The organism is Streptomyces sp. NPDC059897 (assembly GCF_042730865.1).
GTDB lineage: Bacteria > Actinomycetota > Actinomycetes > Streptomycetales > Streptomycetaceae > Streptomyces.
The window spans coordinates 79,894-95,813 of sequence record NZ_JBHWKQ010000008.1 but is presented as its reverse complement, the minus strand read 5'-3'; the positions used below and the strand labels follow the sequence as shown (position 1 = coordinate 95,813).

General features: G+C 70.6%; 12 protein-coding genes. 11 read left to right on the top strand and 1 reads right to left on the bottom strand.

The window, feature by feature from the left end:
• The first annotated feature begins 72 nt into the window (after positions 1–72).
• Together ACFV9W_RS11710 and ACFV9W_RS11705 are read left to right on the top strand one after the other, a co-directional pair.
• Positions 73–948: a LysR substrate-binding domain-containing protein gene (locus ACFV9W_RS11710; protein ID WP_385758345.1), complete on the top strand. Its 876-nt coding sequence runs from the start codon at positions 73–75 to the stop codon at positions 946–948.
• Positions 949–1,101: 153 nt separating this feature from the next.
• Positions 1,102–1,524, top strand: coding sequence for a PPOX class F420-dependent oxidoreductase (locus ACFV9W_RS11705; RefSeq protein ID WP_385758342.1), 423 nt, complete (start codon positions 1,102–1,104; stop codon positions 1,522–1,524).
• A 45-nt stretch (positions 1,525–1,569) separates the two neighbouring features.
• On the opposite strand, the gene ACFV9W_RS11700 is transcribed toward ACFV9W_RS11705, so the two are convergent.
• Positions 1,570–2,625, bottom strand: coding sequence for a biotin/lipoate A/B protein ligase family protein (locus tag ACFV9W_RS11700; RefSeq protein ID WP_385758339.1), 1,056 nt, complete (start codon positions 2,623–2,625; stop codon positions 1,570–1,572).
• Between the two features lie 175 nt (positions 2,626–2,800).
• On the opposite strand from ACFV9W_RS11700, the gene ACFV9W_RS11695 reads away from it, so the two are divergent.
• The 9 genes from ACFV9W_RS11695 to ACFV9W_RS11655 all read left to right on the top strand — a co-directional run bounded on the left by ACFV9W_RS11695 (position 2,801) and on the right by ACFV9W_RS11655 (position 15,920).
• A complete protein-coding gene (locus ACFV9W_RS11695) occupies positions 2,801–3,937 on the top strand; it encodes an LLM class flavin-dependent oxidoreductase (RefSeq protein ID WP_385758336.1) in 1,137 nt (378 codons plus the stop codon).
• Positions 3,934–4,752 (top strand): SDR family NAD(P)-dependent oxidoreductase, encoded by an 819-nt coding sequence (locus ACFV9W_RS11690; RefSeq protein ID WP_385758333.1) that lies wholly within the window; start codon positions 3,934–3,936, stop codon positions 4,750–4,752. The genes ACFV9W_RS11695 and ACFV9W_RS11690 overlap by 4 nt, the downstream gene beginning before the upstream one ends.
• A 134-nt stretch (positions 4,753–4,886) precedes the next feature.
• Positions 4,887–8,012: a sugar-binding domain-containing protein gene (locus ACFV9W_RS11685; protein ID WP_385758330.1), complete on the top strand. Its 3,126-nt coding sequence runs from the start codon at positions 4,887–4,889 to the stop codon at positions 8,010–8,012.
• Between the two features lie 216 nt (positions 8,013–8,228).
• Complete coding sequence (locus ACFV9W_RS11680; protein ID WP_385758327.1) at positions 8,229–9,227, top strand: LacI family DNA-binding transcriptional regulator; 999 nt, start codon at positions 8,229–8,231, stop codon at positions 9,225–9,227.
• Between the two features lie 127 nt (positions 9,228–9,354).
• On the top strand, positions 9,355–10,686 hold the full coding sequence (locus ACFV9W_RS11675) for an extracellular solute-binding protein (protein WP_385758323.1): 1,332 nt from the start codon (positions 9,355–9,357) through the stop codon (positions 10,684–10,686).
• Between the two features lie 6 nt (positions 10,687–10,692).
• Positions 10,693–11,682, top strand: coding sequence for a carbohydrate ABC transporter permease (locus ACFV9W_RS11670; protein WP_385758320.1), 990 nt, complete (start codon positions 10,693–10,695; stop codon positions 11,680–11,682).
• A gap of 89 nt (positions 11,683–11,771) precedes the next feature.
• Positions 11,772–12,536, top strand: coding sequence for a carbohydrate ABC transporter permease (locus ACFV9W_RS11665; RefSeq protein WP_385758683.1), 765 nt, complete (start codon positions 11,772–11,774; stop codon positions 12,534–12,536).
• A 45-nt stretch (positions 12,537–12,581) separates the two neighbouring features.
• Positions 12,582–14,819 carry a glycoside hydrolase family 3 N-terminal domain-containing protein gene (locus tag ACFV9W_RS11660; protein ID WP_385758317.1) on the top strand — a complete coding sequence of 746 codons (2,238 nt, stop codon included), beginning with the start codon at positions 12,582–12,584 and terminating at the stop codon, positions 14,817–14,819.
• A 45-nt stretch (positions 14,820–14,864) separates the two neighbouring features.
• Positions 14,865–15,920, top strand: coding sequence for an endo-1,4-beta-xylanase (locus ACFV9W_RS11655; RefSeq protein ID WP_385758314.1), 1,056 nt, complete (start codon positions 14,865–14,867; stop codon positions 15,918–15,920).

Below are 15,920 nucleotides of genomic sequence, written 5' to 3'. Positions count from 1 at the left end.
GTTGACGCTAAGGTCGGCGATTAATCCACGTCAAACATAGTTTTTGGATGATCCAATACCTGGAGGGCATCGTTGTTCACGCTTGCGCAGCTGTCGAGCTTCGTGGCCGTCGCGGAGGAACTGCACTTCACGCGCGCCGCCGAACGGCTGCGGATGACACAGCCCCCGCTCAGCCGGCAGATCCAGCTCCTGGAGCACGAGCTGGACGTGCAGCTCCTCGACCGGACGAACCGCACCGTCCGCCTCACCCCGGCGGGCCGTGCCTTCCTCAACGAGGCGCGCACGATCCTGCGGCAGGCCGAGGCCGCCACGCTCGCCGCGCGGCAGGTGTCCACGGGTGAGGCGGGCGCCATCGCCGTCGGGTTCACCGCGGCGAGCGCCTACTCCGCGCTCGGCCCGCTGCTCGACGTCGCCCGGACCTCGATGCCCGGCACGGAGATCGTGCTGCGGGAGAAGGTGACCCGCGACCAGCTGGAGGCCCTCACCGAGGGGTCCCTGGACCTCGGCATGATCCGGCCCTCCAGCACGGGCCCCGACCTGGAGACCCGCTCGACCACGCGCGAGGGGCTGCTCGCCGCGGTGCCGAGCGGGCATCCGCTCGCCGAGGGCGAAGGGCCGTTGCCGATGGGCGAGTTCGACGGCCAGGACGTGCTGATGTACTCGCCCATCGAGGCGCGCTACTTCCACGAGCTGCTGGTCAGCATCTTCCGTGAGGCCCGGGTGCGGCCGCGGTTCACGCAGTACCTCAGCCAGGTGCACAGTCTGCTGGCCATGGTGCACGCGGGGTGGGGGATCGCGTTCGTGCCGGAATCGGCCGCGCAGATGCGGTTTCCCGGGATCGCGTTCCGCCCGCTGGAGCTCTCCGATGCGACGCCGGTCGAGTTGCATCTGGTGTGGCGGAAGGCGAATGACAATCCGGCGTTGCATGCGCTTCTGCGGTTGCTGTGACCGGACGCGTTGCGGTGGACCGTCCTCCGCCCCGGGGCTCTGCCCCGGACCCCGCGCCTCAATCGCCGGCGGGGCTTGATTTGGCCGACCGAGCGGCCCAGGCGCGCGGTCACTAGTGTCGACCGCGTACCACTCGACGTAGCAGGAGGAATCGTGTCCAAGCCCCCGCTGTCCGCCGAAGCCGTTGGCATGTTGGAGCGGGCCAATCCGGCCACCGTCGCCACCCTCCGGTCGGACGGGTCGCCCGTGTCCGCCGCCACCTGGTACCTCTGGGAGGACGGCCGCGTGCTGCTCAACATGGACGAGGGGCGGGTCCGTCTCGGGCATCTGCGCCGGGACCCGCGGCTCACCCTCACCGTCCTCGACAAGGACAGCTGGTACACCCACATCACCCTCATCGGCCGGGTCGTGGAGATCCGCGAGGACAAGGGTCTCGCCGACATCGACCGGATCTCGACTCACTACGCGGGCGGCCCCTACCCGGAGCGCGACCGCGCCCGCTTCACCGCGGTCATGGAGATCGAGCGCTGGCACGGCTGGGGTGAGTTCCGCGACAGCGACCAGGCCACCGTGTAGCCCCCAGCCCCCAGCCCCAGCCCCAGACCCGGTCCCGGCCGGAGGCTACGGCACCCGCGCCGTCCACTCGTCCGTGCCGAACTTGGTGCGGACGAGGTCGCGGGCGCGGGACAGTTCCTCGTCGGTGACCTTGTCCTCGGTCAGGCCGTAGCGGCTCCGGAACGAGTCGATCATGCGGGTGATGACCTCCTCGCGCGGGAGGCCGGTCTGGCGGCGCAAGGGATCGACCCGCTTCTTCGCGCTCTTCGTGCCCTTGTCGGACAGCTTCTCCTTGCCGATGCGCAGCACGTCGACCATCTTGTCGGCGTCGATGTCGTACGACATCGTCACGTGGTGCAGCACCGCGCCCTGCCCGGCCGCGACCCGCTTCTGCGCGGCGCCCGCGACCTTGCCGACGTCCGTGGCGATGTCGTTCAGCGGCTGGTACCAGGCCTTGATGCCCATGTCGGCCAGCGCGCCGAGCACCCAGTCGTCGAGGTAGGCGTAGGAGTCCTGGAAGGAGAGGCCGGAGACCAGGGATTCCGGGACGGCGAGGGAGTACGTGATCGTGGACTTGGGTTCCGCGAACATCGCGCCGCCGCCCGAGACCCGGCGCACGACGGTCACGCCGTGCCGTTCCACGCCCTCCTGGTCGACCTCGTTGCGCAGGGACTGGAAGCTGCCGATGATCACCGCGGGGCGGTCCCACTCCCACACCCGCAGGGTCGGCGGGCGCTTGCCCAGCGCGACCTGCTCCACCATCACCTCGTCGAGCGCCATGTGCAGGACGGGGGACTGGGGCGCGTCGTGGATCAGCTGCCAGTCGTAGTCCCGCCAGTCCGTGGCCTGGGCCAGTGCGCGGCGCACCGCCGTGGCGACACCCTCCGTCGTCAGGCCGAGCATGGTCGTGCCGGGCGGCAGCGCCGCGTCGATCCGGGCGGCGAGGGCGGCGGTGTCGGCGTCGGCGGGGGCGCCTTCGAGCGCGGCGTTGATCGCGAGGAGCGCGTCGTCCGGTTCCAGGAAGAAGTCGCCCGCGACGCGGACGTCCCGCAGGACCCCGCCCACCTCGTCCACGTCCACGACGACGAGCTTGCCGCCAGGGATCTTGTACTCGCCGTGCACGGTGTGCCGCCTTCCACCAGGTTGTCCGTCCTCGCGGACAACGCTAACCGGAGTCCGGACATTCCGGGTTCCACGGGCGTCCCCGCGGCCGGCCCCCGTCTCTATTGACTCTTCGTCAGATCTCCCGCATCGTCGCCCCGCATCCCCACCGGACCGACTACCGGAGGAGCGCGCCATGGACCTCGACGTGCTGTACGAGATCGACGTACCGAAGCCCTGGCAGGGCTCCCACCCGCACGGCCAGCGCGCCGCCGAGCAGCGCGCCTACCGGGAGGCCGTCGAGCAGATCCGGCTCGCGGACCGGATGGGCTTTCGCACGGTGTGGGCGGTGGAGCACCACTTCCGGGAGGGCCGCTCGCACTGTCCCGCGCCCGAGGTGCTGCTCGGCCATCTGGCGGCGCTGACCGAACGTATCCGGCTCGGCTTCGGTGTCACCCTCACCCCGTTCGGCTTCACGCCGCCGCCCCGGCTCGCCGAGAAGGTGGCCACCGTGGACGTGCTCTCGGACGGGCGCGTGGAGTGGGGGACCGGCCGGTCGACCCCCATGGAGCAGACCGCGTTCGGCGTCGACAGGGAGCTGTCGCGGGCCGACTGGCGCGAGGCCATCGAGATCGTCACCGGCATGTGGCGCGAGGAGTACTTCCAGTACGAGTCCGAGCGGTACAGCTTCCCGCGCCGCATGGTCACCCCCAAGCCCGTGCAGGACCCGCATCCGCCGTGCTGGATGGCGGCCACATCGGCCGGGTCCGCGGAGGTCGCGGGCGCGGCAGGGCTCGGGCTGCTGTCCTTCTCGATCATGCAGCCGCTGGAGGCGATGGGCCGGCAGGTCGCCGCGTACCGGGCGGCGGCCCGCGCCCCGAGCCCGATCACGGGTGTCACCACGGACAAGGTCGCCGCCTACACCCTGGTGCACGCCGCCGACCGCCCCTCCCGGCGCGTCTGGGACTCGGTCGCCTGGTGGTACCGCAACCTCGCCCAGTTCACCCTCGACTGGGAGCTGCCGCACCTGTCCGCGAAGGAGCGCGACGAGACCTTTCCGCTGCTGAACCCGATCATCGAGGGGAACGTCCCCGTCGCCGACTTCGACGCCGGTGACATGATCCTCATCGGCGACGCGGAGACCATCGTCCGCAAGGCCAAGCGGTACGCGGACCTCGGCATCGACCAGCTCATCTGTTACGTCCAGTGGGGCTACCTGGAACACCGGGAGATCCTGCGCACCATCGAGATCCTCGGCAAGGAAGTCATCCCCGAACTGGCCGCGTACCAGCCGAAGTCGACTGCGTACCAGCCAAAGTCGGCCGCGTCGTGACCTCCCCCGCGGGTGAGCCCCTCGATGACACCACCGTCCCCGATTACGCCGCCCTGCACCGCCTCGACGGCCGGACCTTCGTCCTGCTCGGCGCGGGCAACGGCATCGGCCGGCAGACCGCCCACGCGCTCACCTCGGCGGGCGCGCGCGTGCTGTGCGTGGACGTCGACAGCGCGCGGGCGGAGGCGGTCGCGGCGCAGACGGGTGGTGTGCCGTACGTCGCGGACGTCACGCGGCGGCAGGAAGTGGAGGGCCTTTTCGTTTACGCGCAACGGGAGTTGGGGTCGGTCGGCGGTGTCGTCGACATTGTCGGCATGGCCCGCTACGAGGCCCTGGACGCGCTCGACGACGACGCGTGGCAGTGGCACTTCGACCTGGTGCTCCGGCACGCCTGGCTCGCCGTTCAGTACGGGGGAGCGGCAGTGGCGGCGGCGGGCGGCGGGCCGCTGGTGTTCGTGGCCTCGGTCTCCGGGCTCACGGCAGCCCCGCTGCACGGCGTGTACGGGGCCGCCAAGGCGGGCCTGATGTCGCTGGTGCGCACGGCCGCCGTCGAGTACGGGCCACGCGGCGTGCGGGTCAACGCGGTGGCGCCCGGCGTCGTGTGGACGCCGCGCGTCGCGGGGCTGCTCGGCGAGGAGGGCCGCGCCGCCAACGCGGCGAACGCCCCGCTCGGCCGCGTCGCCGAACCCGCCGACATCGCCGCCGCGCTCCTCTTCCTGGCCTCGCCGCTCTCCGCGTACGTCACCGGGCAGACGCTCGTCGTGGACGGTGGCACCGGGGTCAAGTTCCCGTATCCGACGATCGGTGACACCTGAGGTACGTGTCGCCTCGCGGGGTGCCAACCAGGTTGTTCTGTAAGGCTCTTGACTAATCCCCACACGAAGCCACAAGAATCTGTTGACTCACGTTCGCTTGTGGCGAGTCATGTTGGCTTCGAGGGGATTTCCGCATGTCTGCTAGCCGTAGATCCGTCAGCCGTAGAACCGTGTTGGCCGCGAGCGCGGCCGCCCCCGTCGTGGGTGCGCTCGCCGCGCCCGCGGCCCGCGCCGCCGAAGGCCGCGCCGGCAGTGTCGGCCGCCGCACCGTCGACCTCGCCGACGGCTGGCGCTTCGCGCTGGTCAGCCCGGACGGCATCACCGACCCGACCGGCGCGTACGCCGACGCCGAGAGCCCCGACTTCGACGACACGAAGTGGCGGAAGGTCGCGATCCCGCACGACTGGTCCATCGAGCAGACGCCCACCGCCGAGCACAACACGACGAGCGGTACGGGCTTCCTGCCCGGAGGGCTCGGCTGGTACCGCAAGACGTTCACGGTGCCGAAGGCGTACGCGGGCAAGCGGATCTCCGTCGAGTTCGACGGCGTCTACATGGACGCCAACGTGTATGTGAACGGCGAGCTCGTCACCCACCACCCGTACGGCTACACCGGGTTCGCCCACGACATCACCGACCTGCTGCACATCGACGGCGCCACCCCCAATCTGCTCGCCGTCGAGGTCCGCAACCGGCTGCCCAGCAGCCGCTGGTACTCCGGCAGCGGCATCTACCGCAACGCCCGCCTCGTCGTCACCGAACCGGTGCACGTCCAGCGCTGGGGCACCTTCGTCACCACGCCCGACCTCGCGCAGACCTTGAAGAAGGGCTACGCCACCGTCGACGTGCGCACCACCGTCGTGGGTACCTCGGGCGACGTGACGGTCCTCTCCACGGTCCGCGACGCCAAGGGCCGCCGCGTGGCCCGCATCGAGTCGACCCTCACGGGCGTCGGCAAGGACGGCAGGACCGATCACGCACAACTGCGCCTCGACAAGCCCGAGTTGTGGTCCATCGAGACCCCGGGCAACCGCTACACCCTCGTCACCGACCTGCGCGTCGACGGCCGCACCGTCGACACCTACCGCACCCGCTTCGGCCTCCGGCATGCCACCTTCGACCCCGACCAGGGCCTCTCGCTCAACGGCACACACACCAAGATCAAGGGCGTCGACCTGCACCACGACCTCGGTGCGCTCGGCGCCGCCGTGCAACCCGACGCCGTCCGCCGCCAGTTGACCATCATGAAGTCCATGGGTGTCAACGCGCTGCGCACCTCGCACAACCCGCCCGCGCCGGAGGTGATCGAGGCCTGCGAGGACCTCGGCCTGATCATGCTCGTCGAGGCCTTCGACTGCTGGCGCACCGGCAAGAACACCTACGACTACGGGCGCTTCTTCGACGAGCACTCCGACGCCGACATCGCCGAGATGGTGCGCGCCGCCCGCAACTCCCCGGCCGTCCTCATGTGGTCCATCGGCAACGAGATCCCCGACTCCACCCAAACCTCGGGCATCGCCATGGCGGAGCGCCTGACCGCCGACATCAAGGAACTCGACGGCACACGCCCCATCGTCATCGGCTCCGACAAGTACCGCTCGCTGCCCGCCGTCGGCTCACCCGCAGACAAGATCGTCGCGGGGCTCGACGGGCTCGGCCTCAACTACAACACCGCGGCTTCCGTCGACGCGCTGCACAAGCGCTACCCGCACCTGTTCCTCTTCGAGTCCGAGTCCTCCTCCGAGACGTCCAGCCGCGGCACGTACCAGGAGCCCGAGCGCCTCAACACCGGCGAGAATCACACGCCGGGCAAGCGCGCCACCTCCTCGTACGACAACAACCTCGCCTCCTGGACCATGAGCGGCGAGTACGGCCTGAAGAAGGACCGTGACCGGCGCTTCTTCGCCGGCGAGTTCCTGTGGTCGGGCATCGACTACCTCGGCGAGCCCACCCCGTACGACGTGTTCCCGGTGAAGGCGTCGTTCTTCGGCGCGGTCGACACGGCGGGCTTCCCGAAGGACATGTACCACCTCTTCCGCAGCCAGTGGGTCGACGAGCCGATGGTGCATCTGCTGCCCATGGACTGGACGACGCACGAGAAGGGCGCGGAGGTGGAGGTGTGGGCGTACGCGAACGTCGCCGAGGTCGAGCTGTACCTCAACGGCCGTTCGCTGGGCGTGCGTTCCTTCGACGAGAAGAAGACCGTCGACGGCCGCCCGTACCTGGAGACCACGGAGGCCACCCACGACGACAAGACCGTCACCTCCGGCCCCTACCCCGGCAGCTACACCTCGCCGAACGGCAGCGCGGGCAAGCTGCACCTGACGTGGAAGGTGCCCTTCGCGGCCGGTGAACTGAAAGCCGTCGCGCGGCGTGGCGGCAAGACCGTGGCCACCGATGTGCTGCGGACGGCGGGCGCCCCGCATGCCGTGCGGCTGACGGCGGACCGGAAGGCGGTCGCGGCGGACGGGCGGGCCCTCGCCTTCGTCACCGCGGAGGTCGTCGACGCGAAGGGAACCATCGTCCCCGACGCCGCGCGGCTCCTCGAATTCGACGTCAAGGGCGGGCACTTGGCGGGTGTCGACAACGGGCGGCAGGAGTCCGCCGAGCGCTATCAGGCCAGTACCCGTACGACGTTCCACGGCCTCGCGCTCGCCATCGTGCGTGCGGGCACCGAGCCCGGCGGCCTCACCGTCACGGCGCGCGCGAAGGGCTTGCGGCAGGGCAAGGTGACCCTGCGGGTCACGGGACCCGCGGGGCAGCCGGTCACCCCGGCCGATCCCTTCGCCCCCGACCCCGGACCGGGAGCCACCAAGTACCCGCACGCCGACGCCAGTTACTCGGGCGCCGCCAAGACACTTCCCGCCGCGATGCTCGACGGCGACCCGGCCACCCAGTGGTCCAACGCCTTCAACAAGGCCGCCACCGCCCTCCTGCCCGCATTCAACGGGGCCCGCCCCGACGACTGGGTCTCGCTGACCTGGGCGCAGGAACGGCAGGTCGGCCGCGTCGAGGTGTCCTTCACGGTCGACGCCACCCACTCCCTGCCCGCCGCGATCGAGGTGGCCGTCGGCGACGGCGAGACGTACAAGGGCGTCGAAGATGTCGACATCGACTGGGCCGCCGGCTCCGGCGAGCCCACCGTCCTCACCTTCGACGCGGTACGCGGCCGGTCGTTGCGCCTGAGGATGCGCAGCCGCAAACCCGGGGAGGCGAGCGGCGGCATCGGCATCAGCGCCCTGGACGTGGCGCAGTCCTGACCCCGGGGCGCCCACCGGCACGCACCTGATCAACAGGCCGCAAAGAACTGCGGCTTGACCGGCACACTTCGGTCGGCATGTTCTACGGTTTCCGGAAGACGTTCGGAGAATTATCGGATCCGGATCCGGACGGACATGTCGACGGAGGTGGGGAACGTGGCCGGGGAAGGCACTCAGCGCAAGGCAGCCACGCGGAGCCCTGAGGGGCCGGCCAAGGTGACGATCACCGAGATCGCGCGGGAGGCGGGGGTGTCCGTGCCGACGGTCTCGCGGGTCGTCAACGGGCGCTCCGACGTCTCGCCCGGCACCCGGGCCCGTGTCGAGGACCTGCTGCACCGGCACGGCTACCAGCGGCGGGCGCCCGCGCCCGGGGACCGGGCGGCCCTGCTCGACCTGGTCTTCAACGACCTGGACAGCCCGTGGGCCGTGGAGATCATCCGGGGCGTGGAGGAGGTCGCGCACGAGTCGGGCGTGGGGACGGTCGTCTCCGCCATCCACGACCGGGCGGGCGCCGCGCGGGAGTGGATGACCAATCTGCGGGCCCGCGCGTCGGACGGCGTGATCCTGGTGACGTCGGTGCTGGAATCCGGTCTGCGGGACGAACTGCAGCGCCTGGGCGTGCCGTTGGTGGTGATCGACCCGGCGGGCTCGCCCGTGACGGACGCGCCGACCATCGGCGCCACCAACTGGGCGGGCGGGATGGCGGCCACCGAGCATCTGCTGGGGCTCGGCCATCGGCGCATCGGTTTCGTCCAGGGGCCGCCGCGGCTGCTGTGCTCGCGGGCCCGGCTCGACGGGTACCGGGCCGCGCTCGACGTCGCGGGCGTGCCCATCGAGGACGAGCTGATCGTGCCGGGAGACTTCTACCACGCGTCCGGGTTCGCCGGCTGCGACCGGCTGCTCGATCTCGACGAGCCGCCCACCGCGATCTTCGCGGCCAGCGACCAGATGGCGCTCGGCGCGATCGAGGCGCTGCGGCGGCGCGGCCTGCGCGTGCCCGAGGATCTGAGCGTCGTCGGTTTCGACGACCTTCCGGAAGTCCGATGGTCGGCTCCGCCGCTCACCACGGTGCGCCAACCGCTGTCCGACATGGGCAAGTTGGCGGCTCGTACCGCGCTCGACCTGGCCCGTTCCGTGGAACCCGCGGCTCCGCGCGTCGATCTGGCGACGGAACTCGTGGTCAGGGCCAGTACGGCGGCGCCGCGGAACGGGTAGCTCCGCCGCAGCCGCCTCAGGGGCGTCAACAGCCTTTTTTGTTAAGGGCGTTGACGCCCCTGTTGTATGCCCGTAACTTCCCTGGCCATCTACCGATAGTTTTCGGATTCCTTCCGGAAGGTGCGCCATGCCAGTGTTCGACCGAGCCGCTGTGTCCCCGTCCGCCGTCGCCGCGGCCCTGTCCCGCCGGCGGTTCCTGGGGACCGCCTCCGCCGTGGGCCTCGGGGCCGCCGGTCTCTCCGCCTGTTCGGGCTCCGAATCCGGTGCCACCGACGGCAAGGGCCGCACGGTCGTCGAGTGGTGGAACATCCAGACCACGGAGCCGTCGAAGACCGTCTGGCCCGAGCGGGCCAAGGCGTTCGAGGCCGAGCACCCCGACGTGCGCATCAAGCTCGTCACGCTGGAGAACGACGCGTACAAGTCGAAGCTGACCGCGCTGACCAGCTCGGGGAAGCTGCCGGACATCTACCACACCTGGGGCGGCGGGATCCTCGAGCAGCAGATCGACGCGGGCCTCGTCGAGGACCTCACCGAGGCCATCGAGCCGCTGTCCGACCGGTTCGTGGGCGTGGCCCCCGACCCCTACAAGTTCGACGGCAAGATGTACGCGATGCCCATGGAGATCGGCGGCGTCGGCTTCTGGTACAACAAGGCGCACTTCAAGAAGGCCGGTGTCACGAGCCCGCCCGCCACCTGGAGCGACTACCTCGACGCCGTCAAGAAGCTGAAGAGCGCCGGGATCACGCCCATCGCCCTCGCGGGCAAGGAGAAGTGGCCCGGCATGTACTACTGGGCCTACCTGGCGATGCGCATCGCCGGCGTCGACGGAATGAAGAAGGCCGCGGAAGCCAAGGACTTCACCGGCGACGACTTCGTCAAGGCGGGCGAGCGGCTCAAGGAACTCGTCGCCCTGAAGCCGTTCCAGAAGGGCTTCCTCGGCGCCGCGTACTCCACGCCGGGCGGCGAGGCCGCCACCATGGGCAACGGCAAGGCCGCGATGGAGCTGATGGGCCAGTGGGCACCGGTCGTGCAGGCCGACGCGGGCAAGGGCGTCGGCAAGGACCTCGGCTTCTTCACGTTCCCGACGGTCGCCGGCGGCAAGGGCGACGGATACGACATCTTCGGCGGAGGCGGCGGCTACGCCGTGCGCAAGGGCGCGCCCAGGGCGGCCGTCGACTTCCTGAAGTTCTTCATGTCGCCCGAGTCCGACAAGCTCCTGGTGAAGAAGGCCAACCTGATGCCGGCCCTCAAGGACGCCATCGGCTCCCTCACCGACCCCAACCTCAAGGTCGTCTCCGCCGCCCTGGACAAGGCGACCGGATTCCAGCTCTACCTCGACCAGGCCTACCCGCCCGCGCTCGGCCAGGAGATCAACGACTCGGTCGCCGCCCTCATCGCGGGCGCCAAGTCGCCCGAGCAGGCCGCCCGTTCCATCACCCAGGTCGCCAAGAGCCAGTAAGCAGCCATGACTTCGACTCAGATCAATGACGCGCGGCCCGCTCCCGTCAAGGAGCAGGCCGCCCCGGCACCGAACCGGCGCCCACTGGCGCGCCGGATGCGGGACTGGCTGACCGCCTTCTCGTTCACGGTGCCCGCCCTCCTCCTGTTCGCCCTGCTCGTGCTCACGCCCATCCTCTACGCGCTGTACGTCAGCTTCTTCAACTGGGGCGGCTTCGGGGCGCCGTCGGACTTCGCCGGCGCCGACAACTACACCCGCCTCTTCGGCGACCCGGTCTTCCTCGGCGACCTGTGGCGCGGACTGCTCCTGGTCCTCGCCTCCGTCGGACTCCAGCTCCCGTTCGCGCTCGCGATGGCCGTCCTGCTCAACCAGAAGCTGCGCGGCCGAGCCGTCTACCGGATGCTGTTCTTCGCCCCGTACGTCCTGTCCGAGGTCATCACCGGCGTCCTGTTCTCCATGATCTTCGCGCCTGACGAGGGGCTCGCCGACAAGGTGCTCGGCTCCATCGGCCTCGACGGCCTCGGCGGACTCTGGTTCGCCGACCAGGACTGGGTGCTGCCCACCCTGTTCCTCGTCATGATGTGGAAGTACTTCGGCTTCCACATGATGCTGTACCTGGCAGGCCTTCAGGGCATCCCGCCTGAGCTGCACGAGGCCGCGCGGATCGACGGGGCGAACGCCTGGCAGCGCTTTCGCAACGTGACGCTGCCGCTGCTCGGACCCACCATCCGGATCAGCGCCTTCCTGTCCGTCATCGGCGCCATCCAGCTCTTCGACCTGGTGTGGGTCACCACGCAGGGCGGCCCTGACCACCAGTCCGAGACGATGGCCGTCTCCCTGTTCCAGTTCGGCTTCAAGCGCTACCAGATCGGCTACGCCAGCGCGATCAGCATCGCGATGTTCCTCATCAGCCTCGTCTTCGCCGTCGCCTACCAGCGGTACGTGCTGCGCCGGGACACCGAAGGAGCCCTCACCAACATGCGAGCCACCCGATGAGTCACCTGATGGCGGCCCTCGGCCCCGCCGCGCGCCGGCGCCTGCGCTCCACACCGCTGTACGTCATCGTGTGGCTGGTCGGCGTCGTCATGGTCACCCCGCTCCTGTACGCGCTGGTGTCCGGGTTCAAGTCCACCGACCAGCTGTCACAGAACGCCTTCGGGCTGCCGTCGCCGTGGGTCGTGTCCAACTACACGGACATCCTGGCCTCCGGTTCGTTCTGGCGGATGCTCGGCTCCTCGACGCTGATCGCGGTCGGCACCACGGTCCTCACCGTCGGCACGGCGGCGCTAGCGGCCTTCGCGCTCGCCCGGTTCGCCTTCAAGGGAAGGGAGTTGATGTTCACTCTCTTCACCGTCGGCCTGATGTTCCCCTTCGCCGTGGCGATCCTGCCGCTGTTCATCCTGCTGCGCACCTTCGGGCTCCTCGACAACCCGCTGGGCGTGATCCTGCCCCAGGCCGCGTTCGGGCTGCCCATGACCATCGTCATCCTGCGCGGCTTCTTCCGGGAGATCCCCGGCGAGCTGGAGGAGGCCGCCACCCTCGACGGCTGCTCCCCGTTCGGCTTCTTCTGGCGGGTCCTGCTGCCCATGGCGCGCCCCGCGCTCGGTACCGTCTCCGTCCTCGCCATCGTGACGAGCTGGAACAACTTCCTGCTCCCGCTGCTCGTGTTCACCGAGCCCACCTGGTGGACGATCCCCGTCGGTGTCCAGCAGTTCCAGGGCCAGTACGCCACGGACATCGCCCGTGTCTTCGCCTACCTCGTCCTCGCGATGGTGCCCGCGCTCGGCTTCTACGCCGTCGCCGAACGGCAGCTCATCGGCGGCATCACGATGGGCGCCACCAAGGGCTGACCGCCCTGCCAACGACCGCAACGCGTCCCGCACTTGAGGAGATCCATGGCTCAGCCCTGGCAGGACACCACCCTTCCCGCCCACGTCCGGGCGGCGGACCTGCTCGCCCGGATGACCGCCGAGGAGAAGACGGCCCAGCTGTGCAGCGTGTGGCTGGGCGCCTCCGTCGGCTCCGACGCCGATGCCGCCGTGGCGCCCGGACAGCACGAGTACGCCGCCGACAGCGCGGACCTCGACGCCCTCCTGCCGTACGGCCTCGGCACCCTCACCCGGCCCTTCGGAACGGTCCCCGTGGAGCCCGCGGAGGGCGCCGCCCGCCTCGCCGACCTGCAACGCCGCATCCGCGCCGGCAACCGCTTCGGACTTCCGGCGCTCGCCCACGAGGAGTGCCTGACCGGCTTCGTCGCCTGGCAGGCCACCGTGTTCCCGACCCCGCTCGCCTGGGGCGCCACCTTCGACCCCGCGCTGATCACGGAGATGGCGCGGGCCATCGGCGCCTCCATGAGCGCCGTCGGCATCCACCAGGGCCTCGCCCCGGTCCTCGACGTCGTACGCGACCCGCGCTGGGGCCGCACCGAGGAGTCGATCGGCGAGGACCCGCACCTCGTCGGCACCATCGGCACCGCCTACGTCCGCGGCCTCGAAGCCGCCGGGATCGTCGCCACGCTCAAGCACTTCGCCGGCTACTCGGCCTCGCGCGGGGCCCGCAACCACGCGCCCGCCCCGCTCGGCCCGCGCGAGCTGGCGGACGTGATCCTGCCGCCGTTCGAGATGGCGCTGCGCGAGGGCGGCGCCCGCTCCGTGATGGCCGCCTACAACGACGTCGACGCACTGCCCGCACACGCGCACACGGAACTGCTCACCGGGCTGCTGCGCGAGGAGTGGGGGTTCGGCGGCACCGTCGTCTCCGACTACTTCGGCATCGCGTTCCTGGAGTCCGCCCACCGGGTCGCCGCCTCGGCGGCGCAGGCGGGCAGGCTCGCGCTCGCGGCAGGCGTCGACGTCGAACTCCCGGCCGCCCACTGCTTCGCGACGGACGAGGCGCTCCCGGAGGACGCGCTCGACCGGGCGGCGCTGCGCGTCCTCACGCAGAAGTGCGAACTGGGGCTGCTCGACCCGGAGTGGGAGCCGGTGGGCGCGGGAGAGCCCGTCGACCTGAACCCTCCGCAGATGCGTGAGCTGGCGTCGAAGGTCGCGCAGGAGTCCGTGGTCCTCCTCGCCAACGACTCGGGGCTGCTGCCGCTCCCGGAGACGGACGGCCTGCGCATCGCACTCGTCGGCCCCCTCGCCGACGAGCAGGCGGCGATGCTCGGCTGCTACACGTTCCCGCGCCACGTCGGCGTCAACCACCCCGAACTGCCCACCGGCGTCGACATCCCGACCTTCGCGCAGGCGCTGCGCGCGGAGCTGCCGAGAGCCGAGTTCGTGGCCGACCCCGCGCGCGCCGACGTCTGCGTGGCCGTGGTGGGGGACCGCTCGGGCCTCTTCGGTCGCGGCTCGTCGGGCGAGGGCTGCGACGCCGCCGACCTTGAACTCCCGTACGGGCAGGGCGCGTTGCTCGAAGACAAACTCGCCTCCGGGACGCCGACCGTCATCGTCGTCCTCAGCGGTCGGCCCTACGCGCTCGGCCGCTGGGCCGACCGGGCCGCCGCCGTCGTGCAGGCCTTCTTCCCCGGACAGGAGGGCGGCGCGGCCGTCGCGGGGGTGCTGTCCGGCCGCGTCGAACCGTCCGGCCGCCTCCCCGTCGGCGTCCCCCGCACCCCCGGCGGCCAGCCCGCCCCCTACCTCGCACCGCCGCTCGGCCGGCACGGCGGGCCCAGCAATATCGACCCCACCGCGCTCTACCCCTTCGGCCACGGACTCTCGTACACCACCTTCGCCTGGGACGCCCCGCGCTGCGAGGGGCCCGAGTTCGGCACCGACGGCGAGGTGTCGCTCAAGCTGACCGTGCGCAACACCGGCGACCGGCCCGGCACCGAGGTCGTCCAGCTCTACCTCCACGACCCGGTCGGCACCGTCGCCCTCCCCGAGGCACGGCTCGTCGGCTACGCCCGCGTCCCCCTCGACCCGGGCGCCTCGGCCGAGGTCCACGCCACGGTCCCGGCCGACCTCGCCGCGTACACCGGAGCCGACGGCCGCCGCGTCGTCGAACCCGGCGCCCTCGAACTCCGCGTCGCCGCCTCCAGCGAACACGTCCGCCACACGGTGCCGCTCACCCTGACGGGCCCGGTCCGCGAGGTGGGCCACGAGCGGCGGCTGCGCTGCGAGCTGCGAGTGAAGTGACGTACTCAACCACCCGTGAACCACGACCAGTTGAGGAGACCCGCCATGCGCACCACCCACATCAGATCCGCCGCCTTCGCCACCGCGACGGTGCTGCTCCTCGGAGGCCTCGCCTCCGCCCCCGCGGCGACCGCCGACTCCGGCGGGAAGACGCAGACGCTCCACGACCTCGCCCGCGACCAGGGCCGCTACTTCGGCTCCGCCGTCGACAACCCGGAGCTCGCCGACACCCCGTACGCCGACCTCCTCGGCAGCGAGTTCGGCCAGACCACGCCCGGCAACGGCATGAAGTGGTACGCCACCGAACCGCAGCGCGGCGTCTTCGACTTCACGGCGGGCGACGAGATCGTGCGGTACGCGCAGTCGAAGGGCCTGAAGGTCCGCGGCCACACCCTGCTCTGGCACAGCCAGCTCCCCGACTGGCTGAACAACGGCACCTGGAGCGCCGACGAACTCCGCTCGATCCTCCGCAACCACATCACCAAGGTCGTCAAGCACTACCGCGGCAAGGTCTTCGCCTGGGACGTCGCCAACGAGATCATGAACGAGGACGGCACCTACCGGGAGAACATCTTCTACAAGACGCTCGGCCCCGGTTACATAGCCGACGCCCTGCGCTGGGCCCGCGCCGCCGACCCCAAGGTGAAGCTGTACCTCAACGACTACAACGTCGAGGGCACCGGCGCGAAGTCCGACGCGTACTACGCGCTCATCAAGCAGCTCAAGGCCGACCGCGTGCCCATCGACGGGTTCGGCATGCAGGCCCACCTCGCGCTGCAGTACGGCTTCCCGTACCAGATGCGGCAGAACATCCAGCGCTTCGCCGACCTCCGCGTCGACGTCGCCATCACCGAGCTCGACATCCGCATGTTCCTCCCCGCCGACGAGGCCAAGCTCGCCCAACAGGCCGACTGGTACGGGCAGGTGACCGACGCCTGCCTCGCCGTGAAGCGCTGCGTCGGCATCACGCTGTGGGGCTACTCCGACAGGCACTCGTGGATCCCCGGCTTCTTCGAGGGCGAGGGCGCCGCCCTGCCCTGGGACGAGAACCTTCGGCGCAAGCCGGCCTACGACGCGATCCGCAAGGCACTGACCGACTGA